General features: G+C 72.3%; 28 protein-coding genes. 11 read left to right on the forward strand and 17 right to left on the reverse strand.

What is annotated here, in order from left to right:
* Positions 1-31: 31 nt before the first annotated feature.
* The 5 genes from ACIQWX_RS16670 to mftA are packed head-to-tail and all read right to left on the reverse strand — an operon-like array spanning position 32 to position 3,017.
* Positions 32-805: a mycofactocin-coupled SDR family oxidoreductase gene (locus tag ACIQWX_RS16670; RefSeq protein WP_400871017.1), complete on the reverse strand. Its 774-nt coding sequence runs from the start codon at positions 803-805 to the stop codon at positions 32-34.
* Positions 802-1,467 carry a mycofactocin biosynthesis peptidyl-dipeptidase MftE gene (mftE, locus tag ACIQWX_RS16675; protein WP_400871019.1) on the reverse strand — a complete coding sequence of 222 codons (666 nt, stop codon included), beginning with the start codon at positions 1,465-1,467 and terminating at the stop codon, positions 802-804. The genes ACIQWX_RS16670 and mftE overlap by 4 nt, the downstream gene beginning before the upstream one ends.
* Before the next feature lie 2 nt (positions 1,468-1,469).
* Entirely contained in the window at positions 1,470-2,636 is a 1,167-nt protein-coding gene (mftC, locus tag ACIQWX_RS16680; protein ID WP_400871022.1) for a mycofactocin radical SAM maturase, read from the reverse strand.
* Positions 2,636-2,929 (reverse strand): mycofactocin biosynthesis chaperone MftB, encoded by a 294-nt coding sequence (gene mftB, locus ACIQWX_RS16685; RefSeq protein ID WP_400871025.1) that lies wholly within the window; start codon positions 2,927-2,929, stop codon positions 2,636-2,638. Before mftB ends, mftC begins: the two co-directional genes overlap by 1 nt.
* A complete protein-coding gene (mftA, locus tag ACIQWX_RS16690) occupies positions 2,919-3,017 on the reverse strand; it encodes a mycofactocin precursor MftA (RefSeq protein WP_364387502.1) in 99 nt (32 codons plus the stop codon). The genes mftB and mftA overlap by 11 nt, the downstream gene beginning before the upstream one ends.
* A gap of 105 nt (positions 3,018-3,122) precedes the next feature.
* On the opposite strand from mftA, the gene mftR reads away from it, so the two are divergent.
* Positions 3,123-3,767 (forward strand): mycofactocin system transcriptional regulator, encoded by a 645-nt coding sequence (gene mftR, locus ACIQWX_RS16695; protein ID WP_400871029.1) that lies wholly within the window; start codon positions 3,123-3,125, stop codon positions 3,765-3,767.
* Between the two features lie 365 nt (positions 3,768-4,132).
* Here the strand turns inward: mftR and ACIQWX_RS16700 are convergent, their stop codons facing one another.
* Positions 4,133-4,570, reverse strand: coding sequence for an SRPBCC domain-containing protein (locus ACIQWX_RS16700; RefSeq protein WP_400871031.1), 438 nt, complete (start codon positions 4,568-4,570; stop codon positions 4,133-4,135).
* Positions 4,571-4,629: 59 nt separating this feature from the next.
* Between ACIQWX_RS16700 and ACIQWX_RS16705 the strand changes: the two genes are divergently transcribed.
* The 4 genes from ACIQWX_RS16705 (at position 4,630) to ACIQWX_RS16720 (ending at position 9,455) form a co-directional block, all read left to right on the forward strand.
* Positions 4,630-5,232, forward strand: a complete 603-nt coding sequence (locus ACIQWX_RS16705; RefSeq protein WP_400871034.1) for a TetR/AcrR family transcriptional regulator — start codon at positions 4,630-4,632, stop codon at positions 5,230-5,232.
* 612 nt (positions 5,233-5,844) lie between these two features.
* Positions 5,845-6,171: a hypothetical protein gene (locus tag ACIQWX_RS16710; RefSeq protein WP_400871037.1), complete on the forward strand. Its 327-nt coding sequence runs from the start codon at positions 5,845-5,847 to the stop codon at positions 6,169-6,171.
* Positions 6,172-6,255: 84 nt separating this feature from the next.
* A complete protein-coding gene (locus ACIQWX_RS16715) occupies positions 6,256-7,884 on the forward strand; it encodes a GMC family oxidoreductase (RefSeq protein WP_400871040.1) in 1,629 nt (542 codons plus the stop codon).
* On the forward strand, positions 7,881-9,455 hold the full coding sequence (locus ACIQWX_RS16720) for a succinic semialdehyde dehydrogenase (protein ID WP_400871043.1): 1,575 nt from the start codon (positions 7,881-7,883) through the stop codon (positions 9,453-9,455). Before ACIQWX_RS16715 ends, ACIQWX_RS16720 begins: the two co-directional genes overlap by 4 nt.
* Positions 9,456-9,458: 3 nt before the next feature.
* Here ACIQWX_RS16720 and ACIQWX_RS16725 read toward each other — a convergent pair whose 3' ends face one another.
* The 5 genes from ACIQWX_RS16725 to ACIQWX_RS16745 are packed head-to-tail and all read right to left on the reverse strand — an operon-like array spanning position 9,459 to position 15,096.
* Entirely contained in the window at positions 9,459-10,229 is a 771-nt protein-coding gene (locus ACIQWX_RS16725; protein ID WP_400871046.1) for an isocitrate lyase/phosphoenolpyruvate mutase family protein, read from the reverse strand.
* A 35-nt stretch (positions 10,230-10,264) separates the two neighbouring features.
* Positions 10,265-11,713 carry a phosphatidylserine/phosphatidylglycerophosphate/cardiolipin synthase family protein gene (locus ACIQWX_RS16730; protein WP_400871049.1) on the reverse strand — a complete coding sequence of 483 codons (1,449 nt, stop codon included), beginning with the start codon at positions 11,711-11,713 and terminating at the stop codon, positions 10,265-10,267.
* Positions 11,714-11,750: 37 nt separating this feature from the next.
* A complete protein-coding gene (gene eno, locus ACIQWX_RS16735) occupies positions 11,751-13,034 on the reverse strand; it encodes a phosphopyruvate hydratase (protein WP_400871052.1) in 1,284 nt (427 codons plus the stop codon).
* Positions 13,031-14,578: an MFS transporter gene (locus tag ACIQWX_RS16740; protein ID WP_400871055.1), complete on the reverse strand. Its 1,548-nt coding sequence runs from the start codon at positions 14,576-14,578 to the stop codon at positions 13,031-13,033. Before ACIQWX_RS16740 ends, eno begins: the two co-directional genes overlap by 4 nt.
* Complete coding sequence (locus ACIQWX_RS16745; protein ID WP_400871058.1) at positions 14,575-15,096, reverse strand: class I SAM-dependent methyltransferase; 522 nt, start codon at positions 15,094-15,096, stop codon at positions 14,575-14,577. The genes ACIQWX_RS16740 and ACIQWX_RS16745 overlap by 4 nt, the downstream gene beginning before the upstream one ends.
* A gap of 65 nt (positions 15,097-15,161) precedes the next feature.
* On the opposite strand from ACIQWX_RS16745, the gene ACIQWX_RS16750 reads away from it, so the two are divergent.
* Entirely contained in the window at positions 15,162-15,746 is a 585-nt protein-coding gene (locus ACIQWX_RS16750) for a helix-turn-helix domain-containing protein (RefSeq protein ID WP_400871061.1), read from the forward strand.
* 34 nt (positions 15,747-15,780) lie between these two features.
* On the forward strand, positions 15,781-16,932 hold the full coding sequence (locus ACIQWX_RS16755) for an alpha/beta hydrolase family protein (protein ID WP_400871064.1): 1,152 nt from the start codon (positions 15,781-15,783) through the stop codon (positions 16,930-16,932).
* Between the two features lie 50 nt (positions 16,933-16,982).
* Here the strand turns inward: ACIQWX_RS16755 and ACIQWX_RS16760 are convergent, their stop codons facing one another.
* The 3 genes from ACIQWX_RS16760 to ACIQWX_RS16770 are packed head-to-tail and all read right to left on the reverse strand — an operon-like array spanning position 16,983 to position 20,005.
* Positions 16,983-17,447, reverse strand: a complete 465-nt coding sequence (locus ACIQWX_RS16760; protein ID WP_400871067.1) for a MarR family winged helix-turn-helix transcriptional regulator — start codon at positions 17,445-17,447, stop codon at positions 16,983-16,985.
* Between the two features lie 30 nt (positions 17,448-17,477).
* A complete protein-coding gene (locus ACIQWX_RS16765) occupies positions 17,478-19,043 on the reverse strand; it encodes an amidase (protein ID WP_400871070.1) in 1,566 nt (521 codons plus the stop codon).
* A gap of 23 nt (positions 19,044-19,066) precedes the next feature.
* On the reverse strand, positions 19,067-20,005 hold the full coding sequence (locus tag ACIQWX_RS16770) for a LysR family transcriptional regulator (RefSeq protein ID WP_400871072.1): 939 nt from the start codon (positions 20,003-20,005) through the stop codon (positions 19,067-19,069).
* Positions 20,006-20,076: 71 nt separating this feature from the next.
* On the opposite strand from ACIQWX_RS16770, the gene ACIQWX_RS16775 reads away from it, so the two are divergent.
* From ACIQWX_RS16775 to ACIQWX_RS16785, 3 genes are read left to right on the forward strand one after another with little or no spacing between them, the layout of a single operon-like run.
* The gene (locus ACIQWX_RS16775; protein WP_400871075.1) at positions 20,077-20,775 is read left to right on the forward strand and encodes a succinate dehydrogenase cytochrome b subunit; all 699 of its coding nucleotides are present in this window, start codon (positions 20,077-20,079) and stop codon (positions 20,773-20,775) included.
* The gene (locus tag ACIQWX_RS16780; protein ID WP_400871078.1) at positions 20,775-22,706 is read left to right on the forward strand and encodes a fumarate reductase/succinate dehydrogenase flavoprotein subunit; all 1,932 of its coding nucleotides are present in this window, start codon (positions 20,775-20,777) and stop codon (positions 22,704-22,706) included. Before ACIQWX_RS16775 ends, ACIQWX_RS16780 begins: the two co-directional genes overlap by 1 nt.
* The gene (locus ACIQWX_RS16785) at positions 22,703-23,449 is read left to right on the forward strand and encodes a succinate dehydrogenase/fumarate reductase iron-sulfur subunit (protein WP_400871081.1); all 747 of its coding nucleotides are present in this window, start codon (positions 22,703-22,705) and stop codon (positions 23,447-23,449) included. The genes ACIQWX_RS16780 and ACIQWX_RS16785 overlap by 4 nt, the downstream gene beginning before the upstream one ends.
* Here ACIQWX_RS16785 and ACIQWX_RS16790 read toward each other — a convergent pair.
* The 3 genes from ACIQWX_RS16790 to ACIQWX_RS16800 all read right to left on the reverse strand — a co-directional run bounded on the left by ACIQWX_RS16790 (position 23,446) and on the right by ACIQWX_RS16800 (position 25,963).
* Positions 23,446-24,009 (reverse strand): class F sortase, encoded by a 564-nt coding sequence (locus ACIQWX_RS16790; protein WP_400871084.1) that lies wholly within the window; start codon positions 24,007-24,009, stop codon positions 23,446-23,448. The genes ACIQWX_RS16785 and ACIQWX_RS16790 overlap by 4 nt on opposite strands.
* A 4-nt stretch (positions 24,010-24,013) precedes the next feature.
* Positions 24,014-24,775: a choice-of-anchor P family protein gene (locus tag ACIQWX_RS16795; RefSeq protein ID WP_400871087.1), complete on the reverse strand. Its 762-nt coding sequence runs from the start codon at positions 24,773-24,775 to the stop codon at positions 24,014-24,016.
* A 540-nt stretch (positions 24,776-25,315) separates the two neighbouring features.
* Positions 25,316-25,963, reverse strand: a complete 648-nt coding sequence (locus ACIQWX_RS16800; RefSeq protein ID WP_400871090.1) for a hypothetical protein — start codon at positions 25,961-25,963, stop codon at positions 25,316-25,318.
* Here ACIQWX_RS16800 and ACIQWX_RS16805 point away from each other — a divergent pair.
* Positions 25,962-26,801 (forward strand): LLM class F420-dependent oxidoreductase, encoded by an 840-nt coding sequence (locus ACIQWX_RS16805; protein ID WP_400871093.1) that lies wholly within the window; start codon positions 25,962-25,964, stop codon positions 26,799-26,801. The genes ACIQWX_RS16800 and ACIQWX_RS16805 overlap by 2 nt on opposite strands.
* Positions 26,802-26,812 lie beyond the last annotated feature (11 nt).

The raw sequence follows: 26,812 nt of genomic DNA on the forward strand, positions 1-26,812 counted from the left end.
GCGAACTCCCGCGCGGCGGGCTGGGGAGACGTCACAACGCCAGTCCTCCGTCCACCGGCACCACCGCGCCGGTTGTCGCGCCGCTGTCCGGATCGGCCAGGAACGCCAGCACCCGCGCGATCTCGGCCGGCTCGAGCAACCGCCCGACCGGTTGCTGCCCAGCGAAATCCTGCGCGCCCGGCAAGCCGTACAGCCGGGCGCTCTCGGCCAGGATCGGCGTATCCGTCGACCCCGGGCTGACCGCGTTGGCGGTCACCCCCGTCCCGCCCAGCTCGGCACCCAGCGCACGCATCAAACCCGCCACCCCGGCCTTCGCCGCGCAGTAGGCCGCGAGCATCGGCAACCCGCGCGTCGCCGCCGCGGACGCCACCGCCAAGAACCGGCCCGACCTCGGCTCCGCGCGGCGCAGCAACGCCGGGATCGCCGCCCGCGCCAGGTTCAGCACCCCGCGCAGGTCCACGTCGAGCACCGCTTCCTCCTGCTCCGGCGGCACCTCCCACTGCGGCACGCCCCCGGCGATCACCCCGGCGGCCGCGATCGCGACGTCGAGGCCACCCCAGCGGTCCTCGGCCGCGGCCACCGCAGCGGCCAGCGCCGCCGGATCCCGGACGTCGGCCACGAACGCCTCGGCGCCCGTCTCCGACGCGACGGCCGCCAGTTCCGCCTCGCTCCCCAGCCCGTACGGCAGCGCGGGATCATCGGCCGCGACGTCGACCGCGAGCACGGCGTAACCCTGTGCTGCCAAGCGAGAAACAGTCGCGGCACCGATGCCCCGGGCCGCGCCGGTGACGAGCGCGGTCCTCATGCCCAACCGTCCACACAGGACAACAGCTGCGCGGTCAGGTCGGCCAGCAAGGCCCGGCCGTCGGCCGCCGTCGCGGTGGTCGGGTCGCCGAGCACACCGGTCGGCGTCACCGCTCGCACCCCGCCTTCGCGCAGCACGGGCAGGACCTCGGCGAGGGGCCGCCGATCGCCCGCCACCGCCCGGTCCATCCGGACCCCGCCGGGCCGCAAAGCCAGCTGCAGCGCGGTTTCCGGGCGCCCGGCGTGCGGATCGCCGTCCCAGTGCGGCTGGAACACCCGGACGTCCCGCGACTCCGCCCGCAGGCGCGCGACGGCCCGGGCGACCGGCGCCGCGTTGCCGCCGTGCGCGGAGACGAACAGCAGCCGCGGGAACGTCTCCGCCGCCGACCGGCCCAGTTCCAGCAACAGCAGCTCGGTCGCCTCCCGGCCGATCGAGAGCGTCCCGGCGAAGCCGGCGTGCTCACCGCTGGAGCCGTAGGCCACCGGCGGGGCCACCAGCACGTCGGTGCGCGCGGCTGCCAGCCGGTCGCACAGCGCGAGCGCGATGTCCGTGTCGGTCGACAGCGGCAGGTGCGGCCCGTGCTGCTCGGTCGCGCCCACCGGCACGGCCAGGATCGCCGCCCGCACGGCGACGTCCGGCCAGGAGAGGTCCGCGAGCCGCATGGTCAGCGCCTGAACCCGGCGAGGGGGTTCTCGTCGCACGCGCGTTCCGGCGGCCGGCGCATCCCGATGGTGACCGGGACCGGGCGCCGCCGGTGCGAGTGGTCCAGCGACGGCTTCGGAACGCTCGTGACGCTCGCGAGCGCCGGTTCGCCGTGGCCGCGCACGCACTCCGGGTCCGGGCCGTCCAGCGGCAGGCCGGTGAAGAACTTCGCGGCCATGCAGCCGCCGCGGCAGGCGTCGAACGCCGAACACGACTCGCACGCGCCACCGCTCTGCGGTGACCGCAGCGACGTGAACAGTTCCGATTCGCGCCAGACCGACGTGAACCCGCCGTCGCCGCGGACGGTGCCGGCCAGGAACGTGTCGTGGATGGCGAACGGGCACGCGTAGACGTCGCCGACCGGGTCGACCAGGCAGACGACCCGCCCGGCGCCGCAGAGGTTCAGCCCGGGCAGTCCGCCGTCGCCGTAGCCGGCGAGGTGGAAGAACGAGTCGCCGGTGAGGACGTTCTCGCCGTGCGCCACCAGCCAGTCGTAGAGTTCTCGTTGTTGCGCGGCGGTGGGGTGCAACTCGTCCCAGGTGTCGGCGCCGCGGCCGGACGGGCGCAGGCGGGTGATGCGCAGCTGGGCGCCGTAGCGGTCGGCGATGGCCTTGAACGCGTCGAGCTGGCCGACGTTGTGGCGCGTCATCACCACGGAAATCTTGAAGTTCGCGAACCCCGCGTCCGAAAGGTGTTCCATGGCGCGGATCGCGGTGGCGTACGAGCCGGGGCCGCGGACGTGGTCGTTGACCTCGGCGGTGGCGCCGTCCAGGGAGATCTGGACGTCGACGTAGTCACTGGCCGCCAGCCGGCGCGCCGCCTCGGGCGTGATCTTCACGCCGTTGGTGGAGAACTTGACGCCGACGTGGTGGCCGGTGGCGTAGTCGACGAGCTCCCAGAAGTCCGGGCGGACGGTCGGTTCGCCGCCGCCGATGTTGACGTAGAAGACCTGCATGCGTTCGAACTCGTCGATCAGCGCTTTACACTCCACTGTGGACAGTTCGCGCGGGTCTCGCCGTCCGGATGAGGAAAGGCAGTGCACGCAGGAAAGGTTGCAGGCGTAGGTCAGTTCCCAGGTGAGGCAGATCGGGGCGTCGAGCCCGTACTGGAATTCGTCCACAAGGGACATCAGCGGCTCCTCGGCTGGATCATGCGCGAGTCGGCGAGTGCGGCCAGCGCCGCGCGGTACCGCGGCAGCTCACCGGGGCCGACGCCGGCTCCGGCGCACGCGGCCCTCGCGTCCGGGTGCGTGGCGAGGCCGCGGACGACGGCCAGCAGCGTCGGGCTCTTCAGGAAGGAAAGCCGGCGGGTGCCGAAGTGGTACAGCAGGGCACCGAACCGCTCGGGCCGGATGGAGACCCGGTCGTCCAGGCGCCACGCGGCGTCGAGGTCGAAACCCGCCGGCACGTCGTCAGTAGACACCGCACATGCCGTCGATGGAGACCTCTTCGACCAGCAGTTCCTCGGTCAAGGGCTCGTCGGTCTCGGGCGTGGTCTGGTTCTCGCTCATCCTGGCTCCTTCGGCAGTGATGATTTTCGGCACTCAGTGACGAATAGGGGGAGAGTAATGTCACCGCGTGTCGATAATCAAGGCTCACAACGGAACGGCACCCGGATGACCGATGACGTGCTCGCCCGCCCCGCGAACCGCCGGGGCCGTCCGCCGGGCACGAGCGCCCGCGAACTCGAGGTCGCCGCGCTGCGCTTGTTCACCGACCAGGGCTTCCACGAGACGACGGTCGACCAGATCGCCGCGGCGGCGGGTGTCAGCAGGCGGACGTTCTTCCGCTACTACGACGCCAAGGCCGACGTCCTCTGGAACGAGTTCGACACCGAGGTCCAGACGATCCGGTCGCTGCTCGCCGGGACGCCGGCGGACCTGCCGGTGCTGGAGGCGGTGCGCCGCGCGGTCCTGGAGGCCAACCACTACCGCGCGGCGGACGTGCCGGAGCTGCGCCGGCGGATGACGCTCCTGAGCGCGGTCCCGGACCTGGCGGCGAGCGCAGCGGTCCACTACGACGCGTGGGAGCGCGCGATCAGCGCGTTCGTCGCCCGCCGCTCGGGGCAGCCGGAGGAGTCGCTGTACCCACTGGTGGTGGGGAGGGCGGTCCTGGCGGCCTGCCGAGCGGCGTACGACCGCTGGTCGGCCCGCGCGGACGCGGACTTGACGGTGTACCTGGACGCGGCATTGCGCGCGCTGGCGGCGGGGTTGACCGACGAGGTGCTGGGGGCGGAGCCGGACCCGGTGGCGGCGGACTAGCGGCAGGCGACGACGACCGCGGCGCCGGGCCGGCGGCGGCCTCGTGTGGTGCTGTCGCTACCGGCTGCGGCCGGCGAGGACGCCTGGCAGCGTCGGTTTGGCGCCGACGGTCTCGCGCGGCGCCGGCCGCTTGACCATTGCCGGCTGCGGTCGGCCAGGCCGCCGGGCTCGGCGGCGAAGGCCTTGTCCGGTACTGCCCGCCGCTACCAGCCGCGGTCGGCGAGGACGCCCGGCAGGGCGCCGGGTTTGGCGGCGGCGGCCTCGTGCCGCGTCGGCCGCTTCATCACTGCCGGCCGGAGTCGGCCGGGCCGCCGGGCTCGGCGGCGGCGACCTTGTCCGGCACCGCCTGCCGGGCCGCATCGCCGCTACCAGCCGCGGTCGGCGAGGACTTCCGGGAACCCTTCGGTGAGCATCCGGCGCCGGACCCGGTGCAGCAGGCGGGCCATGAAGAACCCGCCCACCCCGCGGAAATCCGTGTGCCGGTAGGTGAGGCGGGTGCCGTCCGGCGTCTCGGCGAGGTGGCACGTCACCGTGCTCGGCTCGTCGGACTCCTGGTTGCGCCAGCTGAAACTCAGCAGCTCGGGCGCGTCGGCCGCGAGGATCTCGCACCGGACGATGCCGTCCCAGCCGGGGACCGGCCGGCCGATGAAGCGGAACCGCGTGCCGACCTCCGGCGCGAACCCTTCGGGCCGGCCGCCGCGGCCGGTCGACGTCCAGCGCGGGACCAGGGCCGGGTCGGTGAGGGCGCGCCAGACGCGGGCCCGGGGCTCGGGGTACACGCGGACGATCTCGAACTCGCTCATGAAGGTCCTCTCGCTCGTTACAGTCACTGTAAACAGTACTCCTGCTGTAGACTGAGCCGGTGCCTGAGACGTTGCGTGACCGGCGGAAGCGCGAACTGCGACGCGAGCTGTCCGACACCGCGACCCGGATGTTCCTGGAGCGGGGATTCGACGCGGTCCGCGTCGCGGACGTCGCGCGGGCGTGCGGCGTCACGGAAAAGACGGTCTTCAACCACTTCGGCAGCAAGGAGGCGCTGCTGGCCGACCGCTGGGACACCCAGCTGGAGGCCCTGCGCGCGCGGCTGACCGACGCGCCGCCCCTGGACGCGGCGCTCGAGGTGCTGGGGGAGGAGCTGGACTTCCTCGTGGCCTCGGCGCGGCGCCACGGCTGGGACGAGGTCCGCCGCTTCGGCGAGCTGGTCCGCACGACGCCCGCCTTGGTGGCGCACCAACGCGAGGCCCTCGACCGGCTGACGCAGGCGGTGGCGGAGGCGCTGGCCGAGCGGGACGGGGTGCCGCCGGGCGACCCGGTCCCGCACATCACGGCGGCGGCGGTGGCCGGGCTGTGGACGGTCTTCGCAGCCAGCCTCGGGCAGCACCAGGGGAAAGGCGCGGCCCGAGCGGCGAAGGAGGTCCGCGCCGACCTGGCACGCGCGGCGGATGCGCTCCGCCGGGGACTGTGACCGACCTCCGCTCAAGCGATGGCAGCGCCCTCGGCCGCCCGCGGAGGTGGTTCAGCGGTCCGCGACGGCTGACCCGCGCCGACCGCCGCTCGTGCGCCGGTGCGCCGACGGCCGCTCGTGCCCAAAACTTACCGACCGCCCGCCGTCCCCCTCCCCAGCGCGCCGACCGCCGCTCGTACTCCGGCGCGCGGACGGCCGCTCGTGCGCCAGCTCACCGGCCGCCGCTCGTGCGCCGGCGCGCGGGCCGTCGCTCGTGCCCCGGCGCGCCGACCGCCGCTCGTGCGCCAGCTCACCGGCCGCCGCTCGTGCGCCGGCGCGCGGGCCGTCGCTCGTGCCCCGGCGCGCCGACCGCCGCTTGTGCGCCGGCGCGCCCGGCCGCCGCTCGTGCCCCAGCGCGCAGACCGCCCGCCGTCCCCCAACTCGCCGCCCGCCGCTCGTGCGCCAGCTCGTCGACAGCCCGCCCCCTCCCAGCTCGCCGACCGCCGATCGCGCACCGGCGCGCCGATGCCGAAGATCTCGCCTCAGTAGCAGCGAAACCTGCACGCTTGGCCGCTTGTCGCTCGACCGGGTGACTGCTTACAGTTTTTCCTCCGGTTTCCTTGGGGAGGAAGCATGCACGCCAGAGCCAGACGGCGGTCCATCCGGTTCAGCGGCAGGGAAGTCACGATCAGCGCGGCGGTCAAGGACGGCGTCTTCGGCAACGACCGCAAGCACACCTTCAGCGTCACCAAGATCAGGAACATCAGCAACGAACCACCCGGGTTCTCGCGCCCCGGGCGGTTGACGTTCACCGTCGAAGGCGCGTCCACCGATGTCGTGGAGAACCCCGCCAGTGGCGGCGACCGGGTCGACATGAACACGTTCTGCTACGGCGGCCTCGACGCCGGCCGGGTGCGCAAGCTGGTCGCGGAGATCGAGAAGGCCATGGACGGGACCTAGCCGTTGCGCTCCGAGGCGGCGACGCTATACCGTGCCAAACTAGAACAGGTTATAGTTCGGCACGGGCGGGACCGAGGAGCGGACATGGCGAACAGGGCGCCGCGCGGCGACGAGGCCGACTACGTCGTCGTCGGGTCGGGGAGCTCGGGAGCGGCGGTCGCGGGCCGGCTGGCGCAGGCCGGGGCCAGCGTGATCGTGCTCGAAGCCGGGAAGAGCGACGAGCGGCTGCTCATCAAGAAGCCGGGCCTGGTCGGTCCGATGCACGCCGTGCCGCAGCTCAAGAAGCCCTTCGACTGGGGCTTCTACGGCATTCCGCAGAAACACGTTCTCGATCGCCGGATGCCGGTGCCGCGCGGCCGGGTCGTCGGCGGCTCCAGCTCCATCAACGGCATGGTCTACGTCCGCGGCAACCGCGCCAACTTCGACTCCTGGGCCGCCGAGGGCAACACCGGCTGGGACGCCGACAGCGTCAACGCCGCCTACAAGCGGATGGAGGACTTCGAAGACGGCGAGAACGCGTTCCGCGGCGCCAAGGGCCCCATCCGGGTCACCCGCGCGAAGAACCCCCAGGAAGGCTCGCTGCAGTTCATCGACGCCACGTCCGACGCGCTCGGCTGCAAGATCCTCGACGACTACAACGCCGAATCCCAGGAAGGCGTCAGCCGGATGCAGCAGAACGCTGCCGACGGCCTGCGCTACAGCGCCTCCCGCGGCTACATCCACCACCTCGCCCCGCCGACGCTGCAGCTGCAGTCCGGGGTGCTCGTCAAGAAGGTGCTCTTCGAGAACGGCCGCGCGGCCGGCGTCGAAGTCGTCGACCGCGGCCGGCACCGCACGATCCGCGCCGGCAAGGAGGTCATCCTCTCGGCCGGGTTCGCCGGCTCCGCGCAGCTGCTCATGCTGTCCGGCATCGGGCACGCCGAACACCTCAAGGAACACGGCATCGACGTGCTCGCCGACCTGCCGGTCGGGGACAACATGCACGACCACATGTTCCACGCGCTGACGTTCCACGTGTCCTCCAGCAAGAACAAGGGCTCCGCGCCGTACTTCGCCCGCGGCCTGGCCCGAGAGCTGCTGAAGCCCGGCAGCACGTTCCTGGCCAACTCGGTCTTCGAGGCGGTCGCCTTCCTCAAGACCTCCCAGGCCGACGCCGTCCCCGACCTGCAGCTGCACCTGCTGCCGTGGGCCTACGTCTCGCCCAACCAGGACGCGCCGATCCGCCACGACGTCGACAAGCGCCCGGCGCTCACGGTCCTTTCGACGCTCATCTACCCGAAGAGCCGCGGCACGCTGCGGCTCGCGTCGGCCGATCCGGCGGCCGCGCCGCTGATCGACTTCCAGTACCTCTCCGACCCGGCCGACCTCGAAGTGCTCGCCGAAGGTTCGGAGATGGTGCGCGAGATATTCGCGTCAAAGGCGTTCAAGGGCGCGGTGAAGGAAGAGATCCACCCGGGCAAGAACCTGCGCGGCCAAGAGCTGCGCGACGCGATCCTCAACCGCGCGACGTCGGTCTACCACGGCGTCGGCACCTGCCGGATGGGCGTCGACGAGCTCGCCGTCGTCGGCCCCGACCTCAAGGTGCGCGGCGTCGACGGCCTGCGGGTCTGCGACGCCTCGATCATGCCGTCCATCACCGGCGGCAACACCAACGCGCCCGCCATCATGATCGGCGAGATGGGCGCGGACCTCGTCCTCGGGAGCGGATCGTGACCGTGACCCCGCTGCAGCTCACCCGTCCGGCGTCGGTGACCGACGACTTCCTGCGGCAGCTCGTCGCCCGCGTACCGGGTTCGACCGGCGAGACCTGGAAACTCACCGAGGTCTACACCGGCGAGCCGCTCGTCGACCTGCCGCAGTCGACGCCGTCCGACATCGAGCAGGCGTTCGCCACCGCCCGTGAAGCACAGCGGAAGTGGGCGGCCACGCCGCTCAAGCAGCGGCTGGCGGTGTTCAAGCGGGCACACGCGCTGTTCGTCGATCACGCGCGCGACGTCGCCGACCTCATCCAGGTCGAGAGCGGCAAGAACCGGCGGATGGCGATCGAAGAGACCTGCGACCCCGCCATGGTGATGAGCCACTACCTGCGGCGGGCGGCGAAACTGCTGGCGCCGGTGAAGCGCGGCGGTCCGGTGCCGCTGCTGACGACGTCGACCGAGGTCCGGCAGCCCAAGGGGGTCGTCGGCATCATCGCGCCGTGGAACTTCCCGTTCGCCACCGGCATTTCCGACGCGATCCCGGCGCTGATGGCCGGCAACGCGGTGGTCTTGAAGCCGGACAACAAGACCGCGCTCTCGCCGCTCTACGGCATCCGGATGCTGGAAGAGGCCGGCCTGCCGGAAGGATTGTTCCGGGTCGTCTGCGGCGAGGGCCCGGACGTCGGCCCGACGCTCATCGACCAGGCCGACTACGTGATGTTCACCGGTTCGACCGCGACCGGACGCGTGATCGGCGAACGGGCCGGCCGCAACCTCATCGGCTGCTGCCTGGAGCTCGGCGGCAAGAACCCGATGATCGTCCTCGACGACGCCGACATCGCCGAAGCCGTGCGAGGCGCCATCTTCGGCGCGTTCGGCAACACCGGCCAGATCTGCATGCACATCGAGCGGATCTACCTGCCGGAGTCGCGCTACGACGAGTTCAAGGACGCGTTCGTCGCGGCCACGAGCGCGTTGGACGTCCGCGCGGCCTACGACTTCGGGCCCGACATGGGCTCGCTCGTCTCGCCGGATCACCTGCGCCGGGTCAAGGAGCACGTCGACGACGCCGTCGCGAAGGGCGCGACCGTGCTGTGCGGCGGCAAGCCGCGCCCGGACCTCGGGCCCGCGTTCTTCGAGCCGACGATCCTCGAAGGCGTCACGAAGGACATGGTCTGCGGCGTCACGGAAACGTTCGGTCCGGTGATCGCGCTGCACCGGTACCGCACGGTCGACGAAGCCGTCGAGCTGGCCAACGACACCGACTACGGCCTCAACGCCTCGGTCTGGAGCCGTGACGTCGGCGCCGCGCGGGCCGTGGCCGCCCGGCTGGAGTCCGGCAACGTCAACATCAACGACATCCTCGCGACCGCGTTCGCCGCCAAGGGGACGCCGTCCGGCGGGGTGAAGAGCTCCGGGGTCGGCGCCCGCCACGGTGACCAGGGCCTGCTCAAGTACACCGACGGGCAGAACCTGGCCGTGCTGAAGAAGCAGGTCATGGGCCCGCGGCCCGGACAGGGTTACGACAAGTACGTCGAAAGCATGCTGTCCGGGCTCAAGCTCATGCGTCGCCTGCGGATCCGGTAGCGCTCAGTTGAGCTTGCGGGTGTCGGCGGGCAGGCCGCCGCCGGCGTAGACGTCTTCGGCGAGCTTGGCCAGCGCGGTCAGGGCGACGTTCTGGCTCCACGGCCCGTACGACACGCGCGAGACGCCGAGTTCCTGCGCGCGCTTCAGCGGGATCGAGCCCGGGATGCCGATCAGGTTGACCTTGCGCTCACCCAGTTCTCCGACGAGCCGCGCGACCTGGTCCTCGTCGAGCTTGCCGGGCACGAAGAAGTTGGACGCGCCCGCGTCGAGGTAGGCGCGGCCGCGGGTGACGGCCTCTTCCAGCGCGGTTTCCGGGTCAGTTTTGATGAAGGCGTCGGTGCGGGCGTTGAGCACGAAGTCGACGCCGGCCTTCTGCGCGGCCGCGACGGCGGCTTCGACGGCCTTCACGGCTTCGTCGAGGGGCTTCATCTGGTCTTCGAGGTTGGCGCCGACCGCGCCGGCGTCGATGGCGCGGGCGATCGTGCCGCCGGGGTCGCCGTAGCCGGCTTCGAGGTCGGCGGTGACGGGCAGGTCGCCGGCCGTCCGCACGATCAGCGCGACCTCGGCGATCATCTCGTCGCGCGGGATCTTCTCGCCGTCCGGGTAGCCGCGCGAGGCGGCGATGCCGTGGCTGGGGGTCGCGAGGGCCTGGGTGCCGGGCGTCTCGGCGACGACCTTGGCGGTGATGGCGTCCCAGACGTTGACGACGAGCAGCAGCTCGGGCGCGGCGTGCAGCTCCTGCAGCCGGGTGGCCTTGTCGGCGGTGGAAGTCATGCCGCCCAATCTAGAGCGGGCGGCCGATCTTCGCTTCAGCCGTCGACGAGGAGTCCACGCAGTGGGCCCTGCAGCCGCCCCGCGCGCCGTGAAACGCCCGGCAGCAGCACCAGCCGGTGCGTTCGGTGCTCGCCCCGGCGCTCTCGCTCCGCCTGCTCCTCGGCCAGCGGCCGCCAGAGGTGGTCGACGACGTCCGCCGGGTCGCCGTCCACTTCCGAGATCTCGCGGCCGAGGTGCTCGGCCCACAGGCGCAGCCGCGTCGAGCGGGCCAGTTCGGCGTCGTCGGTTGCGATGTTGACCTCGGTGTCGTTGAACAGTGAGTGCTCGTTCAGGTTCGCGGACCCGACCGTCAGCCACTCGTCGTCGACGATGCCGAGCTTCGCGTGCACGTACACCGGCGCGGCGGACTCACCGTCGTGCGCGCTGATCGTCGTCGCGAGCAGGCGGCCGTTGCCGTCGTCGGCGTCGAGGAGCCGGCCCAGCTGGCCGCGCGTGGTGTCGGAGCCGTTGCTCGGCTTGCGCGGCAGCAGCAGGACCACCCGGAAGCGGTCGTCCGGCGGGTTGCGCAGCTTGTCGAGCAGCACCTCGGCGATCTCCGGCGACCACAGGAACTGGTTCTCCAGGTAGACCAGCCGGCGCGCGGACCGCAGGGCACGCAGGTAGCCGTCGAGGATCGTGAACTCGCCCTTCGGGGCGAAGCCGTACGTCGAGTTCGGGATCGTGCGCAGCAGCTGGACGCGGCTTCCGCCCGCCGGTCCCGGCACGCGCGGCGCCGGCAGGTCCTCCTCGGCGACCTCCGTCCACCGCCGCCGGAAGTGGTCGGCGACGTCCGCGACGACCGGCCCTTCGAGCCGGGACCCCAGGTCGTGCCAGCCGATCGGCCGCGGCGGGTGGTCCGGGCTGTCGTGGCGGTCGCCCTCCAGCGCCGTGAAGTCGACGCCGCCGACGAACGCGACCTCGTCGTCGACCACCACGAGCTTCTCGTGGTGGCAGTGCATGGTCCGTTCGCGGGAGTCCAGCACGCACCGCACGGCCGAGCCGTCGGTGAACTTGCGCTGCTCGCGCCGGGCGAGCTTGCGCGTCGGCTGGAACGCGGGGACCGGCGGCCCGGCCCACAGCAGCACCCGCACCTCGACGCCGCGGTCGGCGGTCTCGGCGAGCAGCTCGCGCAGGGTGAGGGCGCCGGGCTCCCGCGTCAGCCGGAAGTCCGCGCTCGCGTGCCAGTTGGCGATGTGCACGTGGGACTTCGCCCGCCGGATCGCGGCTTCGATCGACGGCAGCGTCTCCTCGCCGTCGATCAGCACCTCGACCCGGTTGCCCTCGCGCACCGGTGCCCGGCCGCCGAAGCGGTCGTCGCCGGACTCGAGCACCTCACCCCACCCCAGCGCGCGCAGCCGCCGCCGGTGGTGGGCGCACAGGACGTGCTCGAGTCCGTCGCCGAGCCGGTCGTCCACCTTGTCCACGAAAGAGTGAAATGAGCTCACCCGTCCTATGGCACTACAGATCGGCCGGGTTCGCCGATCAGCGGGCGCCGCGCAGGGTGGCCCGGCCGGCGTAACGGGCCTCCGCGCCCAGCTCCTCCTCGATGCGGATGAGCTGGTTGTACTTGGCCGTGCGGTCGGACCGCGACAGCGAACCCGTCTTGATCTGGCCGCAGCCGGTGGCGACGGCGAGGTCGGCGATCGTGGTGTCCTCGGTCTCGCCGGAGCGGTGCGACATCACCGCGGAGTAACCGGCCTTGTGCGCGGTGTCGACCGTGAGCAGCGTTTCGGTCAGCGTGCCGATCTGGTTGACCTTGATCAGGATCGAGTTCCCGATGCCGCGGTCGATCCCGTCCTGCAGCAGCTTGACGTTGGTGCAGAAGACGTCGTCGCCGACGAGCTGCACGCGGTCGCCGATCCGGTCGGTCAGCTGCTTCCAGCCGTCGTAGTCGTCCTGGGCGAGGCCGTCCTCGATCGAGACGATCGGGAACCGCGTGGTCAGCTCGTCGAGGTAGGCGACGTGCTCCTCGACGCTGCGCTTGATGCCCTCGCCGCGGTAGTCGTAGACGCCGTTGTCGTAGAACTCCGACGCGGCCGGGTCGAGCAGCAGCGCGATGTCCTCGCCGGGGGTGTAGCCGCTCTCCTCGATCGCGCGGACGACGAACTCCAGGGCTTCGTCGGCGGAGGCGAGGTTGGGCGCGAAGCCGCCTTCGTCGCCGACGTTGGTGCCGTGCCCGGCCTTCTTCAGCGACGCGCGCAGCGTGTGGAAGACCTCCGAGCCCATCCGCACGGCTTCGGCGAAGGTCTCCGCGCCGACCGGGCCGATCATGAACTCCTGGAAGTCGATCGGGTTGTCGGCGTGCGCGCCGCCGTTGACGATGTTCATCATCGGCATCGGCAGCTGGTGGGCGAAGACCCCGCCGACGTACCGGTACAGCGGGAGCGTGTTCGCCGCCGCGGCCGCCTTCGCGACGGCCAAGGAGATCCCGAGCGTCGCGTTCGCGCCGACGCGGGCCTTGTTCGGCGTCCCGTCCGCGGCGATCAGCGCGGCGTCGACCTCGGCCTGGGCTTCGGCGTTCAGCCCGACGACCGCCTCGGCCAGCTCGGTGTTGACCGCGGTGACGGCGTTGCGGACGCCTTTGCCGTGGTAGCGGCTCTTGTCGCCGTCGCGCAGCTCGACGGCCTCCCGCGTGCCGGTCGAGGCACCCGAGGGAACCGCGGCGCGGCCCAGCGAGCCGTCCTCCAGCACGACGTCGACCTCGACGGTCGGGTTGCCCCGGCTGTCGAGCACCTCACGGCCACGGACACGGGCGATTGCCGTCATTCCATCTCCTCGGAGTCGGTCCCCAGGGCGCCGGCCGGAGCCGTCCCGCGACGCAGGCTAGCAGAGGATCTCTGAATCGATAAGGGGCTCTTCACCAGGGTGAGCACGAGGACGAGCGCCAGGATGCCCGCGCCGGCCCACATCGACTGCCGCCACCCGTCCACAAAGGACTCGCGAGCCGCGCCGGCCACCGCCGGACCGGCCGCGACGGCGTCGGCGATGCCCCGGCGCGCGACCTCCGCGCCCGCCCCGGCCAGCCGGGCATCGACGGCGCCCTGGTAGCCGGCGGTCAGGATCGTGCCGAGCAGCGCGACGCCGAGTGCCGTGCCCAGCTCCCGCGTGACGTCGTTGAGCGCGGACGCCACGCCCTGCCGGTCCCGGGGCAGCGAGCCGGTGATGGCCTCGGTGGCCGGGGTCATCGCCAGGCCCATCCCGAGTCCCATGAGCAGCATCCCGGGCAGGAGCGAGGGGTAGCCGCCGCCGACGGAGACGAAGGCGGCCAGCAGCACCAGGCCCGTCACGCTCACGACGAGACCGGCCGCCATGGCCGGGCGGCCGCCGAACCGGGCGGCCACCCGCGGGGCGAGACCGGACGCCGCCATCATCAGCAGTGCCGTCGGCATCAGGGCCAGCGTGGCGCGGAAGCCGGACCAGCCGAGCACCGCCTGCAGGTACGGGAACAGGACCACGAAGATCCCCGCCTGCACGCCGAAGACGGCCAGCAGCGTCCCGGAACCGCCGGCCAGGCCGCGCTCGCGGAAGAGCCGCACGTCGAGCAGCGGTGCCGGGTGGCGCTGTTCCCACGCGGCGAACCCGGCGACGCCGAGGAGCCCGGCGGCGAGGCTCAGCAGGGTCACCGGCGCGGTCCACCCGCGGTCCGGTCCTTCGTGGAGGACGAAGACCAGCGCGACGACGGCGGCCGACGACAGTCCCGCGCCGACGGTGTCGAACCGGTGCCGGTCCGCCGAGCGGGAGTCCGGCACCGTCCGCAGCGTCACGACGGCGGCCGCTCCGGCGAGCGCGATCGGCAGCACGAACAGCCACCGCCAGCTCGCCAGGTCGACCAGGACCGCCGACAGGAACATGCCGAGGATCCCGCCCCCGCCGGCGACGCCGGTCCAGACGCCGATCGCCCGGGATCGCTCTTCGGCCGGGAACGTCGAGGTGATGACGGCGAGGGTGACCGGCATGATCATCGCCGCGCTCACGCCGGCCAGGAGCCGGGCCGCCAGCAGCGTCCCGGCGGAGGGAGCAAGGGCCGCCGCGAGGTTCGCGACCCCGAACAGCGTCAACCCGGTGAGCAGCACGGGTTTCCGGCCGAGGCGGTCGCCGGCCGCACCGAGCGGCAGGAGCAGCGCGGCCAGGGTGACGGCGTAGCCGTTGACGATCCACAGGACGGTGGCCTGCGACGCGCCGAGCTCGACCGCGAGCTGTGGCTGGGCGACGTTGAGCCCGGAGACGGACGCGACCACCGCCATCAGGGCGAGGCAGACGCCGACCAGGATCGCGCGGCGCCGGCGCGGGTCGTCGACGAGGGTGCTCATGCCGTCCTCCTGGCCCGCACGACGACGTCGTGGCCGTGGTCGCCGGCCGTGTCGATCGCCCAGCCGCCCAGGAGTGCGGTGATGTCCGCGGCGGTGGCCGACGCCTCGGCGACGTGGTGCCCCTGTGCGTGGCCGACGACGAGCAGCGTGCCGCCGGGGGCGACCCAGTCGGAAATGCGTTCGTAGAAGGCGAGCTGCGGCATCGCCGGGTGGGCGTAGTGGGTGGTGACCAGGTCGAACGGCGTGGCGGGCGCCCACGTCGTCAGGTCCGCCCGGACCCAGGCCACGGTGTTCGCGGTGGCCTGGGTGAGGGCTTCGATGGAGATGTCCACCGCCGTGACGGCCCAGCCGCGGGCGGCGAGCCAGCCGGCTTCGGCGCCCCGGCCGCAGCCGGCGTCCAGTGCGGTGCCCGGCGCGAGGCCGGCGACCTCGCGGACGAGGTGGGGGTTCGGTGCGGTGCCGTGGTGGCGGGCGTGCCGCCAGTGCTGGTCCCAGTAGGGCCGGTCGAAGTCGTTCACGCCGCCAAGGTGCCTCCCGGTCGGGCGATTTGGCAAAGCTTCTTGCCGATCGGCAAAATGGCGGCATGGACGACTCGATCGACCGGGCCCTCGACGCCGTCGGGCCGCGGCTCAAGCGCCTCCGGCAGCAGCGGGAAACCACGCTCACCGCGCTGGCCGAACAGACGGGGATTTCGGCGAGCACGCTGTCGCGGCTCGAGGCCGGCCTGCGCCGCCCGACGCTGGAGCAGCTCCTGCCGCTCGCGCGCGCCTACGGCGTGACGCTGGACGAGCTGGTCGACGCGCCGCCGACCGGCGACCCGCGCGTCACCCTCCGGCCGCTCGCCGGCGCGGACGGCTCGACGGTCATCCCGCTGACCCGGCGGCCGGGCGGGATCCAGGCGTACAAGTTCGTCCTGCCCGCGGGGGACCGCGAGCCCGAGCTGCGCACCCACGAGGGCCACGACTGGGCCTACGTGCTGAACGGGATGCTCCGCCTGGTGCTCGGCGAGCACGACCTGGTCCTCGGGCCGGGGGAGGCGGCGGAGTTCGACACGCGCACGCCGCATTGGTTCGGGGCCACGAGCGCGGGGCCGGTCGAGTTCCTCAGCCTCGTCGGGCGGCAGGGCGAGCGGGCGCACGTCCGCGTGACAAGTGGTCCAAAACCATGATAGTCATGAATGTGGACCAACTTAAGGGGAGTGCATGGCCGTCATCGAGCTGACCACGTTCACCGTCCGGCCCGAGCGGACCTCGGCGATGCTCGCGGCGCGACCCGGGATGCTGGCCGCCTTCCGCGAGGGGCGCCGCGGGTTCGTCTCCGCGAAGCTGGTGCGCCTGGACGCCGGGACGTGGCTGGACGTCGTCGAGTGGATCGACGACACGGCGTGGGACGAGTCGAAGGCCAAGGGCGGCGACGACCCGCGGGTCGCGGAGTTCTTCGGCACGATCGACGCATTGGTGAGCTCGCGCCGCGGCGCCCGTTACGACGACCCGCCGGGCCCGGTGCGCACGGTCGCGTACGGCCCGCACCCGGCGCAGGCGGGGGAGCTGTACGTGCCGGCGGGCGAGGGGCCGTTCCCGGTGGTGGTGCTGCTGCACGGCGGGTACTGGACGGCGATGTTCGACCGCCGCACGGCGACGCCGCTTGCCGACGACCTGGTGGCCAGGGGGTACGCGGTGTGGAACGCGGACTACCGCCGCCTCGGCGACGGCGGCGGCTGGCCGTCGACGTTCGAGGATGTGGCGACGGCGGTCGACGCGGTGGCGGACCTCGATCCGGCGCTCGATCTCGCGCGGGTGGCGGTGGTCGGCCACTCGGCGGGTGGCCAGCTGGCGGCGTGGGCCGCGCACCGGGCGGCCCTGCCCGAGGGCGCGGTGGGAGCGGCCCCGAAGGTGGTGCCGGTGGCGGCGGTTTCGCTGGCCGGGGTGCTGGATCTGGCGGAGGCCGACCGGACGGGGTTCGGCACGGTGCTGGCCGACGGCGAGGCAGCGCGGCCGGCCGGAGCGCCGGCACCCGCGTACCCGGAGTTCTGGCCGACGGTCGCGGCGGGGGTCGGCGAGGGCGTGGTCAAGCTGCTGCTGGGCGGGCACGTCGACGAGGTGCCCGACCGGTACGCGACGACCTCGCCGAGTGAGCTGGCCGGGGCAGGAGTGCCGGTCCTGGCCCTGCACGGCTCCGCCGACGACGTCGTCCCGGCTGCTTACAGCCGGACGTATGCATCGCGGGTGGCGGAGGGGGAGTACCGGGAAGTGCCGGGCGCGGACCACTTCCAGGTGATGGATCCGGCGCACGAAAGCTGGCACCGGGTGGTCGAGTGGCTGGCCCAGCGGGTCGTGAGTGAGAAACAGGGTTAGAACACCGTTTCCCACTCACGACGAGCCGCGGCAGACCCGGGTACCGGGGGTCAGTCGTTGCCCGGCTGTTTGCGCTGGTGGTTCGTGATGTCCGCCAATAGCCCCTTGAACCGCTCGTACTCCGCGCGCCCCAGGCGGTCCGCGTGGCGGCGCTGGATTCCCTCCATGATCGCGTCCGCCGCGCGCATCTGGGCCAATCCCCGCTCGGTCGGGCAGATCAGCTTCGCCCGCCGGTCACTCGGGTCCGGTCTCCGCTCGACGTAGCCCAACGCCGCCAGTTCGTCAATCAGCGTGCCGATGATCTGCTTGTACTGCCCCGAAAGCCGGGACAGCTCCGTCGCCCGCACGCCGTCCGGATCCAGGTACGCCAGCACTGCGCCGTGGCGGTGCTTCAGGTCGTCGAACCCCTGCGCCGCCAACGTCGCGAACAGCTCGCGCTGCACCGCGAACAGCAGCCGTCCCGAAAGGACACCCAGGTCCGGGTCCGTCGCGTTCCGCTCCGCGCGGGTGACCATCGGCTGCCCTCCTCACCGTCGGCCCCCACCTTAGCCAGCGCTGGGCAGGAACGCGGGCGGCCGGCGTGCCGGGGCGGCGCGCTCGAACGCCGCCGCGAACGCCAGCACCCGCGCGTCGGCCCAGCGGCCGGCGAAGAACGAGACGCCGATCGGCAACGGGCCCGCGAACCCCGCCGGGACCGACACGTTCGGGTAGCCCGCGACCGCCGCCGGGGTCGACGAACCGAGGACGTACGCATCGCCCGCCGCGTAGTCCGTCTTCCACGCCGGGCTGTTGGTCGGCGCCACGATCGCGTCCAGGTGCAGCCGCGACAGCGTTTCGTCGATCGACCGCTGGGCCAGGGAAGTCGCCGTCGCGCGCTGCTGCCGGTACGTCGGATCGCTCGGCGCCGGCGCCACCGCGGCCTGCTCGAACAGCTCCTGCCCGAACTTCGACAGCTCCACCGGGTCACGGCGGTTGAACGCGATCAGCTCGTCGAGCGTCGCGGGGTGCCCGGGCCGGTGCTTCAGGTACGCGTTCAGGTCCCGCTTGAACTCGGTCAGCAGCGCCGGCGTCTCGGCCGCGCCGATCTGGTCCTGGTAAGGGAGATCGACGTCGACGACCGTCGCGCCACGAGCCGTCAGCGTCCGCACGGCGTCGCCGACGACCCGGTCGACGTCGGCGTCCAGCCCGGCCAGCCGCCAGACGCCGATCCGCGCCCCGCGCAGGGCGTCCGGACGCAGGTACGCCGTGTAGTCCTTCGGCTGACCCGCGGGAATCGCCGCCGTCGCGGGGTCGGCCGGGTCGCGGCCCTGCAGCACCGACAGCGTGACGGCCGCGTCGACGACGTGGCGCGCCATCGGCCCGGCCGTGTCCTGTTCCGCGGAGATCGGCACGACGCCGGTCCGGCTGACCAGCCCGAGCGTCGGCTTCTCGCCGACGACGTCGTTGGCGCCTGCCGGGCAGACGATCGAGCCGTCGGTCTCGGTGCCGATCGCCACCTGGGCCAGCGTCGCCGCGACGGCGGCGCCGGAGCCCGACGACGAGCCGCACGGGTTGCGGTCGAGGACGTACGGGTTGTTCGTCTGCCCGCCGACCGCGGACCAGCCCGACGTCGAATGCGTAGACCGGAAGTTGGCCCACTCCGACAGGTTCGTCTTGCCGAGGCTCACGGCGCCACCGCGCTGCAGCCGGTCCACGAGCGCCGCGTCCTTGGCCGGACGGCTGCGTGGCAACGCGCGCGATCCCGCGGTCGCCGGCTGCGCGTGCGTGTCGATGTTGTCCTTGAGCAGCACCGGGATCCCGTCCAGCTGCCCGAGGGTGTGGCCGGCGCGGCGGCGGGCGTCGCTGGCGGCGGCCGCCCGGAGCGCACCCGGGTCGACGGCGACCACCGAGTGGATCTTGCCGTCGAGCGCGTCGATGCGGCGGAGGTAGGCGGTGGTCAGCCGCACGGCGGTGAGGCCGCCGTGGTCCATCCGGTGCTGGAGTTCGGGGATGGTGGCCGCGTCGAGGTCGAAACCCAGGGCGGGCGCGGCGGTGGCGGGGGCCGGGACCAGGAGGGAACCGGCGAGGGCGGCGAGCACGGCGGCCGAGCGCAGACGATTCACGGCGTCCATGCCACTCCCCGAACCGGTGCCGGTCAACCCCCCGATGGTCGGGTGCCGCCTCTGTCCACAAGGGACTCGATGCCGGGCGGCAGGCTCGCCCGGTCGGCCACGAACCCGACGAGGGCGGTGCGCAGCGCGCGGACCGCCCGCGTCGGCTCCACCTCCTTGCGGTGGGCCAGCTGCACGATCCGGGTCATGCCCGCTTCCGGCACGAACCGCGTCATCCGGAACCGGTCGCCCGCCACGGTGCTCGGCACCACCGCGGACCCGACGCCGGCGCGCACCAGCTCCAGCACGGCGTCCATCTCGCCGCCCTCGATGGCGAACGACGGCTCGAACCCGGCCGCGCGGCAGGCGTTGACCGTCGCCTCGCGGACGTCGTAGCCGCGGCGGAACATCACCAGCGGGACGTCGGCCAGCTCGCGGACGTCGAGCCGGCCCTTCCGCACCGGCGCGTCCGCGGGGGAGATGACGACCAGCTCCTCCAGCAGCAACGGCGTCGCCGCCAGGTGCGGGTCGGTCGGCGCGGCGGCCAGCAGGGCCAGGTCCAAGGCGCCTTCGGACAGCCGCTGGCGCAGGTCGCGCGAGCCGCTTTCCTGCAGTTCCAGCTGGATGCCCGGGTAGCGGCGGCGGAACGCCGACAGCATCGCGGGCAGCAGGCCCGTGCACAGGCTGGGCGGCGCGCCGAGCCGCACGCGGCCGCGGTCGAGCTCGTCGAGTTCGCGGATCGCGAGCCGCGCGCTTTCGGTCTCGGCGAGGATCCGCCGCGCGATCGGCAGCAGGGTTTCGCCCGCCTCGGTGAGCGAGACGTTGCCGCGGATCCGGTGGAACAGCGGCGCGCCGAGGTCGTGCTCCAGCGCCCGGATCTGCTGGGACAGCGAGGGCTGCGCGACGCGCATCCGCTCGGCGGCGCGGGTGAAGTGCCGGTCGTCGGCCACGGCGACGAAGTAGGCGAGCTGCTGGAACTGCATAGCCACAGTCTATCGACAGTAGAGTTATCATGTCTTTGACCTCTGGTGGGCGTGCTCCTAACGTCGATCGGGTGGTGAACGACCTCGTGAGCCGGCGCCCCGTCCGGCAGTTCTGGGCCTCGACGATCGGCAAGAAGATCGTCATGGCGGTGACCGGCGCGCTGCTGCTCGCCTTCGTCTTCGCGCACATGGTCGGCAACCTCAAGACGTTCCTCGGTGCCGACGACCTCAACCACTACGCCCACTGGCTGCGGACCATCGGTGAGCCGGTCCTGCACTACTCGTGGTTCCTGTGGATCCAGCGGGTGGTCCTGCTGATCGCGCTCGTCCTGCACGTCACCGCGGCGATCCAGCTGGTGCGGCGCGACCGCCAAGCCCGGCCGGTGCCGTACGTGCACCGGCGGCCGGTCCGCGCCACGTTCGCCGTGCGCACGATGCGCTGGGGCGGGGCGACGCTGGCGCTGTTCGTCGTCTGGCACATCCTCGACTTCACCGTCGGCACGGTGAACCAGGACTTCGTGCCGGGCGACCCGTACCACAACCTGGTGGCGGACTTCCAGGTCTGGTGGGTGAACCTGATCTACCTCGCCGCCCTGGCCATGCTCGGCCTGCACATCCAGCACGGCTTCGCCAGCGCCGCGCGCACGCTGGGCGTCACCAGCGCGCGGCGGGAACGGGCGATCAAGATCTTCGGCAACGCGATGGCGGTCGTGATCGCGGGCGGCTACGCGCTCGTCCCGGTCGCGGTCATGACGGGACTGGTGGACTGATGGGCGACTACGTGACCGGCGACCCGATCGCCGACACCAAGACACCGGCCGTCAAGCTGGAAAACCGCTGGGACGAACGGAAGTTCGCCGCGAAGCTGGTGAACCCGGCGAACCGGCGCAAGCACCGCGTGATCGTGGTGGGCACCGGCCTGGCCGGCGGGTCGGCCGGGGCGACGCTGGCCGAACAGGGCTACCACGTCGTCCAGTTCTGCTTCCAGGACTCGCCCCGGCGGGCGCACTCGGTCGCCGCGCAGGGCGGGATCAACGCGGCCAAGAACTACCGCAACGACGGCGACTCCGTATACCGCCTGTTCTACGACACGGTGAAGGGCGGCGACTTCCGGTCGCGGGAGTCCAATGTGTACCGATTGGCGCAGGTGTCGGCGCAGATCATCGACCAGGCCGTCGCGCAGGGCGTGCCGTTCGCCCGGGAGTACGGCGGCCTGCTCGACACCCGCTCGTTCGGCGGGGTCCAGGTGCAGCGGACGTTCTACGCGCGCGGCCAGACCGGCCAGCAGCTGCTGATCGGCGCCTACCAGGCGCTTTCGCGGCAGATCGACGCCGGGAACGTCGAACTGCACCCGCGCACGGAGATGCTCGACCTGGTCGTCGTCGACGGCCGGGCGCGCGGCATCGTCGCCCGCGACCTGGTCACCGGCGAGATCGAGACACACCTGGCCGACGCCGTCGTCCTCGCCACCGGCGGCTACGGCAACGTCTTCTACCTGTCCACCAACGCGAAGGGCTCCAACGCGACCGCGATCTGGCGGGCGCACAAGCGCGGCGCCTACTTCGCGAACCCGTGCTTCACGCAGATCCACCCGACGTGCATCCCCCGGTCGGGGGAGCACCAGTCGAAGCTGACGCTGATGAGCGAGTCGCTGCGCAACGACGGCCGGATCTGGGTGCCGAAGCGGAAAGGGGACACCCGGCCGCCGGCGGAAATCCCCGAGGACGAGCGCGACTACTACCTCGAGCGGCTCTACCCGAGCTTCGGGAACCTGGTGCCGCGGGACATCGCGTCGCGGGCGGCGAAGAACGTCTGCGACGCGGGGCTCGGCGTCGGCCCCGGCGGCCTCGGCGTCTACCTCGACTTCGCCGACGCGATCGAGCGCATGGGCCGCCCGGCGATCGAAGCGCGTTACGGGAACCTCTTCGAGATGTACGAGCGGATCACCGCGGAGGACCCGTACCGCGTGCCGATGCGGATCTACCCGGCCATCCACTACACGATGGGCGGGCTGTGGGTCGACTACGACCTGCAGAGCACGATCCCCGGGCTGTTCGTCATCGGCGAGGCCAACTTCTCCGACCACGGCGCGAACCGGCTCGGCGCGTCGGCGTTGATGCAGGGCCTCGCCGACGGCTACTTCGTGCTCCCGGCCACTTTGAACGACTACCTCGGCGGAAACCGCTTCGGCGACGTCCCGCCGGACGCGGTCGCCGAGGTGGAAACCGAAGTGCGCGACCGGATCACGCGGCTGCTCGCGGTCCAGGGGACGCGGTCCGTCGACTCGTTCCACCGCGAGCTGGGCCTGCTGATGTGGGACCACTGCGGCATGTCCCGCAACCGCGAAGGCCTGCGGAAGGCCCTGGAGCGCGTGCCGGAACTGCGTGCCGAGTTCTGGCAGGACGTCCGCATCCCCGGCGGCGCGGCGGAACTGAACCAGGAGCTGGAAAAGGCCAACCGGGTGGCCGACTTCCTGGAGCTGGCCGAGCTGCTGCTGGTCGACGCGCTCGCGCGGGAAGAGTCCTGCGGCGGCCACTTCCGCGAGGAACACCAAACGCCCGAAGGCGAGGCCCGGCGCGACGACGAGCGGTTCTCCTACGTCGCCGCGTGGGAGTACGGCGGGCCGGACGGCCTGCCGGTGCTCCACCGCGAAGACCTCGCCTTCGAGCACGTCCACCCCACCCAGCGGAGCTACACATGAACCTCACCGTCCGCATCTGGCGGCAGGCCGGTCCGGCCTCCGAAGGCAGGCTGGTGTCCTACCCGGTCGCCGACGTCAGCCCCGACATGTCCTTCCTCGAACTGCTCGACGTCCTCAACCAGGAGCTGATCGAGAACGGCGAGGAACCGGTCGCGTTCGACCACGACTGCCGCGAGGGCATCTGCGGCTCCTGCGGCGTCGTGATCAACGGGCAGGCGCACGGGCCGGAGCGCACGACGTCGTGCCAGCTGCACCTGCGCTCGTTCCGCGACGGTGAGGTGATCGACGTCGAACCGTGGCGCGCCAAGGGTTTCCCGGTGATCAAGGACCTGGTCGTCGACCGCTCGGCCCTGGACCGGATCGTCCAGGCCGGCGGGTACGTCAGCGCTCCGACCGGCAGCGCGCCGGACGCCCACGCGACGCCCGTCCCGAAGCCGGACGCGGACCTGGCCTTCGACAACGCGACCTGCATCGGCTGCGGCGCCTGCGTGGCGGCGTGCCCGAACGGCTCGGCGACGCTGTTCACCGCCGCGAAGGTGACGCACCTTTCGCTGCTCCCGCAAGGACAACCGGAGCGGGCGCAGCGCGTGCTCGACATGGTCGACGCGATGGACGCCGAGGGCTTCGGCGGCTGCACCAACACCGGCGAGTGCGTCGCCGCCTGCCCGAAGGGGATTCCCTTCGCGAGCATCGCCGGGCTGAACCGGGAGTTCCGCAAGGCGAGCCGCTCGGGCCGCCGTTAGCGCTTCAGCTTGGCGTACACGATGACGTTGTCGAGGTAGTTCCGGTTCGCCGCGTCGTACTTGCCGCCGCAAGTGATCAGCCGCAGCTCGGGGTCGGTCGTGTTGCCGTACACGGCTTCGGTCGGGAACTCCTTCTTCGCGATCTGGTCGACCTTCGTCACCTCGAAGGTCAGCTTGCCGCCGTCGGCGCGGTCGACGTGCACCGGGTCGCCCGGCTTCAGCTCGTGCAGCCGCCAGAAGATGCCCTTGCGGTGGTCGCCGTCGATGTGGCCGAGGATCACCGCCGGCCCGACCTCGCCGGGCGTCGGGCCGTACTCGTACCAGCCGGCCTGCAGCGGCTGGTCGACCGGCGGCACCTCGACCGTGCGATCGGCGTTCAGGCCTAGCGACACCAGCGTCGACTTCGCGTCGATCGCGGGGACGTCGAGCGCGGTCGGCAGGGACCGGGTCAGGCTCGCGGCGGCCGGTGTCGGAGGTGGGGCGGCCGCCGGGGTCGCCGTCGCGCCGCAGCCGGCGAGCAGCAGCGCGGAAACGGCGACGAGGAGTGCGCGACGCAGCATCGGCTCAGCCCTCGGCCAGGCTGCCGTCGCCGGTCTGCGGCGCACCGGCGGGGACGACGACGACCTGTCCGGGCCCGCGCGGCGGCGCTTCGGGTGCGCGTTCCTTCGACGGGCCACAGGTGACGGACGCGAGCTTGACGTCGCCGCTGCCGAGCGCGCCGGTGGTCTTGCCGCCGAGGAGTTTGATGTGCAGGGCCGTCACTTCGAGGGCGCCGTCGTAGCGCTGGAGCTGTTCGTTGACGGTCACTTCGGCGACGCCGGGGATGCCCAGCTTCTGGTTGGGCGCGGTTGCGGCGGGGAGTGTGCCGAGGCGGCCGAGGTTGACGCCGGCGAGGTCGCTGCTGCCGGTGACGTGCCCGTCGGCGGACCCGCAGCGGGCGCTGACGAGCCGGATCGACGGCACGCGCCCGGCGGCCGCGGCGAGCAGCGGCAGGGTCGCCTCCGCGACGCTTGCTTTGGCGGCCACGTCGTCGGCGCCACCGACGACGGAGCTGCTGATGGCCTTGGCGGTGACGAGTCCCTTGAGCGGGACGTCGGCGATGCTGGCTTCGGCGGGACCGTCGGTGCTCGACTCGGCCAGCCGTCCGGTGTCGACGGTGATGCCCTTGCTGTTGGTCAGGACGCCGGGCAGCAGGGAGACGCCGGCCGAGGCGCCGTAGGCGGAACCGGTGACGGTGTCGTCCGCGGTGGCGACACCGGCGGAGCCCGCGAGCACGGCGACGGTCACCCCGGCCAGGCTCCCGGCTCGGAGCAGGGTCGTGCGCATGGGGAAAGTCCTTTCGCCGGAACGGAAAACGGGGAGAAGCCGCAGCGGGGTCGTGCCCCGGCGGCGAGCGAACGCTACCAAAATCGCTACCGGGGGCAAGGATCCGTTGCGGCGCCGAGGATTTTGGTGGAACGCGAAAAGTGATCACCGGCTTCGTGAGTGACTCGAAGCGGTTATGTCGGCGCGGAGGATTTGGCGTTCGGCCGACGGGGAGTAGCGCGCGTTGCGGCATTCGAGGCGGTGCGAGGCCCGATTGCACACGGAAGGGTGATTACCTGGATGGGCGGCGGCGAACACGCAGGGTTATGTGACCACCACGGCGGTTTCAGTCCGGTCGACGCTGGATGGGGCGGGGGCCAGAGCGGAGCTTTCACGTGAAAGCTCCGCTCTGGCCGGTGTGGGCGCGGCCGGTCGGCTTTCGCGCCGTCGCGGGCGGCCGCCGGTGGCTGGGTCGGCCATCGCGGCGCGGCGGGCGGTCGCGGGCAGTCGTGGCGGCTTCCACAGCGCCGCAGGCACTCGCCCGCGGCCGCCGGCGAGTTCCTATGTCCGGTAAGGCCCGTGGTTCCCGATGTCCGGGCTCACGCGCGGCGCCGCCCCGCTCTGCCCCGGGACCGGCGTGACGGCGGTCGTCCGCTCGATCGCCTGCTCCGGTACCGGCTGGACGTACACCTCGGAAGGCCGCTCGCCCACCGGCTGGACGTACACCTCCGACGGCCGCTCGCTCTCCTGGAAGTGCGTCTCCACGATCGTGTCCTGCCGGCGGCGACCCAGTACCGCCAACGTCAGCGCGTGGGCCAGCGCGAGCAGCAACAGGAACACGCCCAGGCGGCCGACCAGCGCCGCCGTCGTGCCCGACCAGCCCGGGCCCACCACCGACAGCAGGGCCAGCAGGCCGAACGCGACCAGGTGGAACACCGTCACCACCATCCAGGCCATCGATCCGGTGCCTTCGCCGCCGTCCGGGCCGCTGAGGTAGCGGCGGCCGCCGCGGTAGAGGACCTGGCCGTCGGCGACCACGAAGATCAGGCCGATGATCAGGAACCCCGGGAGCTCGTTGTCGGGCATCGTCTCCTCCTCCTTTCCGGCGGGGTACCCGGGGACGGCGGCGCGATGAGCTGCTTCACCGGATCGAGCGACCGGCCCGCACGCCGCCACCTGGAGGAACTCCAGGCTTACCATCACGATCATGCGATTCGCCATCAAGACCTCGCCCCAGGACACCGCCTGGGCGGACATGCTCGCGGTGTGGCAGGCCGCCGACGAGATCGAGCTGTTCGAGTCCGGCTGGACCTTCGACCACTTCTACCCGATCTTCTCCGACCCGACCGGTCCGTGCCTCGAAGGCTGGGTCACGCTCACCGCGCTCGCGCAGGCCACCAAGCGGCTGCGCGTCGGCACGCTCGTCAGCGGGATCCACTACCGCCACCCGGCGCTGCTCGCGAACATGGCCGCGACCCTCGACATCGTGTCCGGCGGCCGGCTGGAGATCGGCATCGGCGCCGGCTGGAACGAGGAGGAGTCCGGTGCGTACGGCATGCGGCTCGGCCCGGTGAAGGAGCGCAGCGACCGCTTCGAAGAAGCCTGCGAGGTGCTCGTCGGCCTGCTGACGCAGGAGACGACGACGTTCCAGGGCGAGCACTACCAGCTGACCGACGCCCGGTGCGAACCGAAGGGCGTGCAGACGCCGCACCCGCCGATCTGCATCGGCGGCAGCGGCGAGAAGCGCACCCTGCGCACCGCCGCGAAGTACGCCCAGCACTGGAACTTCGTCGGCGGCACGCCGGAGGAGTTCGCCCACAAGCGCGACGTCCTGCACCGCCACTGCGCGGACATCGGCCGCGACCCGAGCGAGATCACGCTGTCCTCGCACGTCCGCCTGAGCCCGGACGGCGACTACGCCAAGGTCGCCGCCGAGGCGGAGGCGCTCGGCGAAGCCGGTCTCGACCTCGCGATCGTGTACCTGCCGCCGCCGCACACCCCGGCCGTGCTGGAGCCGCTGGCCAAGGCGCTCGAACCTCTGCGCTGACGCACTTCACC

The organism is Amycolatopsis sp. NPDC098790, assembly GCF_044759945.1.
Lineage (GTDB): Bacteria > Actinomycetota > Actinomycetes > Mycobacteriales > Pseudonocardiaceae > Amycolatopsis.

Coding starts and splice junctions, on each gene's coding strand:
- ACIQWX_RS16670 (WP_400871017.1), bottom strand. CDS start 805: ATGAGGACCGCGCTCGTCACCGGCGCGGCCCGGGGCATCGGTGCCGCG.
- mftE (WP_400871019.1), bottom strand. CDS start 1,467: ATGCGGCTCGCGGACCTCTCCTGGCCGGACGTCGCCGTGCGGGCGGCG.
- mftC (WP_400871022.1), bottom strand. CDS start 2,636: ATGTCCCTTGTGGACGAATTCCAGTACGGGCTCGACGCCCCGATCTGC.
- mftA (WP_364387502.1), bottom strand. CDS start 3,017: ATGAGCGAGAACCAGACCACGCCCGAGACCGACGAGCCCTTGACCGAG.
- mftR (WP_400871029.1), top strand. CDS start 3,123: ATGACCGATGACGTGCTCGCCCGCCCCGCGAACCGCCGGGGCCGTCCG.
- ACIQWX_RS16700 (WP_400871031.1), bottom strand. CDS start 4,570: ATGAGCGAGTTCGAGATCGTCCGCGTGTACCCCGAGCCCCGGGCCCGC.
- ACIQWX_RS16710 (WP_400871037.1), top strand. CDS start 5,845: ATGCACGCCAGAGCCAGACGGCGGTCCATCCGGTTCAGCGGCAGGGAA.
- ACIQWX_RS16715 (WP_400871040.1), top strand. CDS start 6,256: ATGGCGAACAGGGCGCCGCGCGGCGACGAGGCCGACTACGTCGTCGTC.
- ACIQWX_RS16725 (WP_400871046.1), bottom strand. CDS start 10,229: ATGACTTCCACCGCCGACAAGGCCACCCGGCTGCAGGAGCTGCACGCC.
- eno (WP_400871052.1), bottom strand. CDS start 13,034: ATGACGGCAATCGCCCGTGTCCGTGGCCGTGAGGTGCTCGACAGCCGG.
- ACIQWX_RS16740 (WP_400871055.1), bottom strand. CDS start 14,578: ATGAGCACCCTCGTCGACGACCCGCGCCGGCGCCGCGCGATCCTGGTC.
- ACIQWX_RS16750 (WP_400871061.1), top strand. CDS start 15,162: ATGGACGACTCGATCGACCGGGCCCTCGACGCCGTCGGGCCGCGGCTC.
- ACIQWX_RS16755 (WP_400871064.1), top strand. CDS start 15,781: ATGGCCGTCATCGAGCTGACCACGTTCACCGTCCGGCCCGAGCGGACC.
- ACIQWX_RS16760 (WP_400871067.1), bottom strand. CDS start 17,447: ATGGTCACCCGCGCGGAGCGGAACGCGACGGACCCGGACCTGGGTGTC.
- ACIQWX_RS16765 (WP_400871070.1), bottom strand. CDS start 19,043: ATGGACGCCGTGAATCGTCTGCGCTCGGCCGCCGTGCTCGCCGCCCTC.
- ACIQWX_RS16770 (WP_400871072.1), bottom strand. CDS start 20,005: ATGCAGTTCCAGCAGCTCGCCTACTTCGTCGCCGTGGCCGACGACCGG.
- ACIQWX_RS16780 (WP_400871078.1), top strand. CDS start 20,775: ATGGGCGACTACGTGACCGGCGACCCGATCGCCGACACCAAGACACCG.
- ACIQWX_RS16785 (WP_400871081.1), top strand. CDS start 22,703: ATGAACCTCACCGTCCGCATCTGGCGGCAGGCCGGTCCGGCCTCCGAA.
- ACIQWX_RS16790 (WP_400871084.1), bottom strand. CDS start 24,009: ATGCTGCGTCGCGCACTCCTCGTCGCCGTTTCCGCGCTGCTGCTCGCC.
- ACIQWX_RS16795 (WP_400871087.1), bottom strand. CDS start 24,775: ATGCGCACGACCCTGCTCCGAGCCGGGAGCCTGGCCGGGGTGACCGTC.
- ACIQWX_RS16805 (WP_400871093.1), top strand. CDS start 25,962: ATGCGATTCGCCATCAAGACCTCGCCCCAGGACACCGCCTGGGCGGAC.
- ACIQWX_RS16800 (WP_400871090.1), bottom strand. CDS start 25,963: ATGATCGTGATGGTAAGCCTGGAGTTCCTCCAGGTGGCGGCGTGCGGG.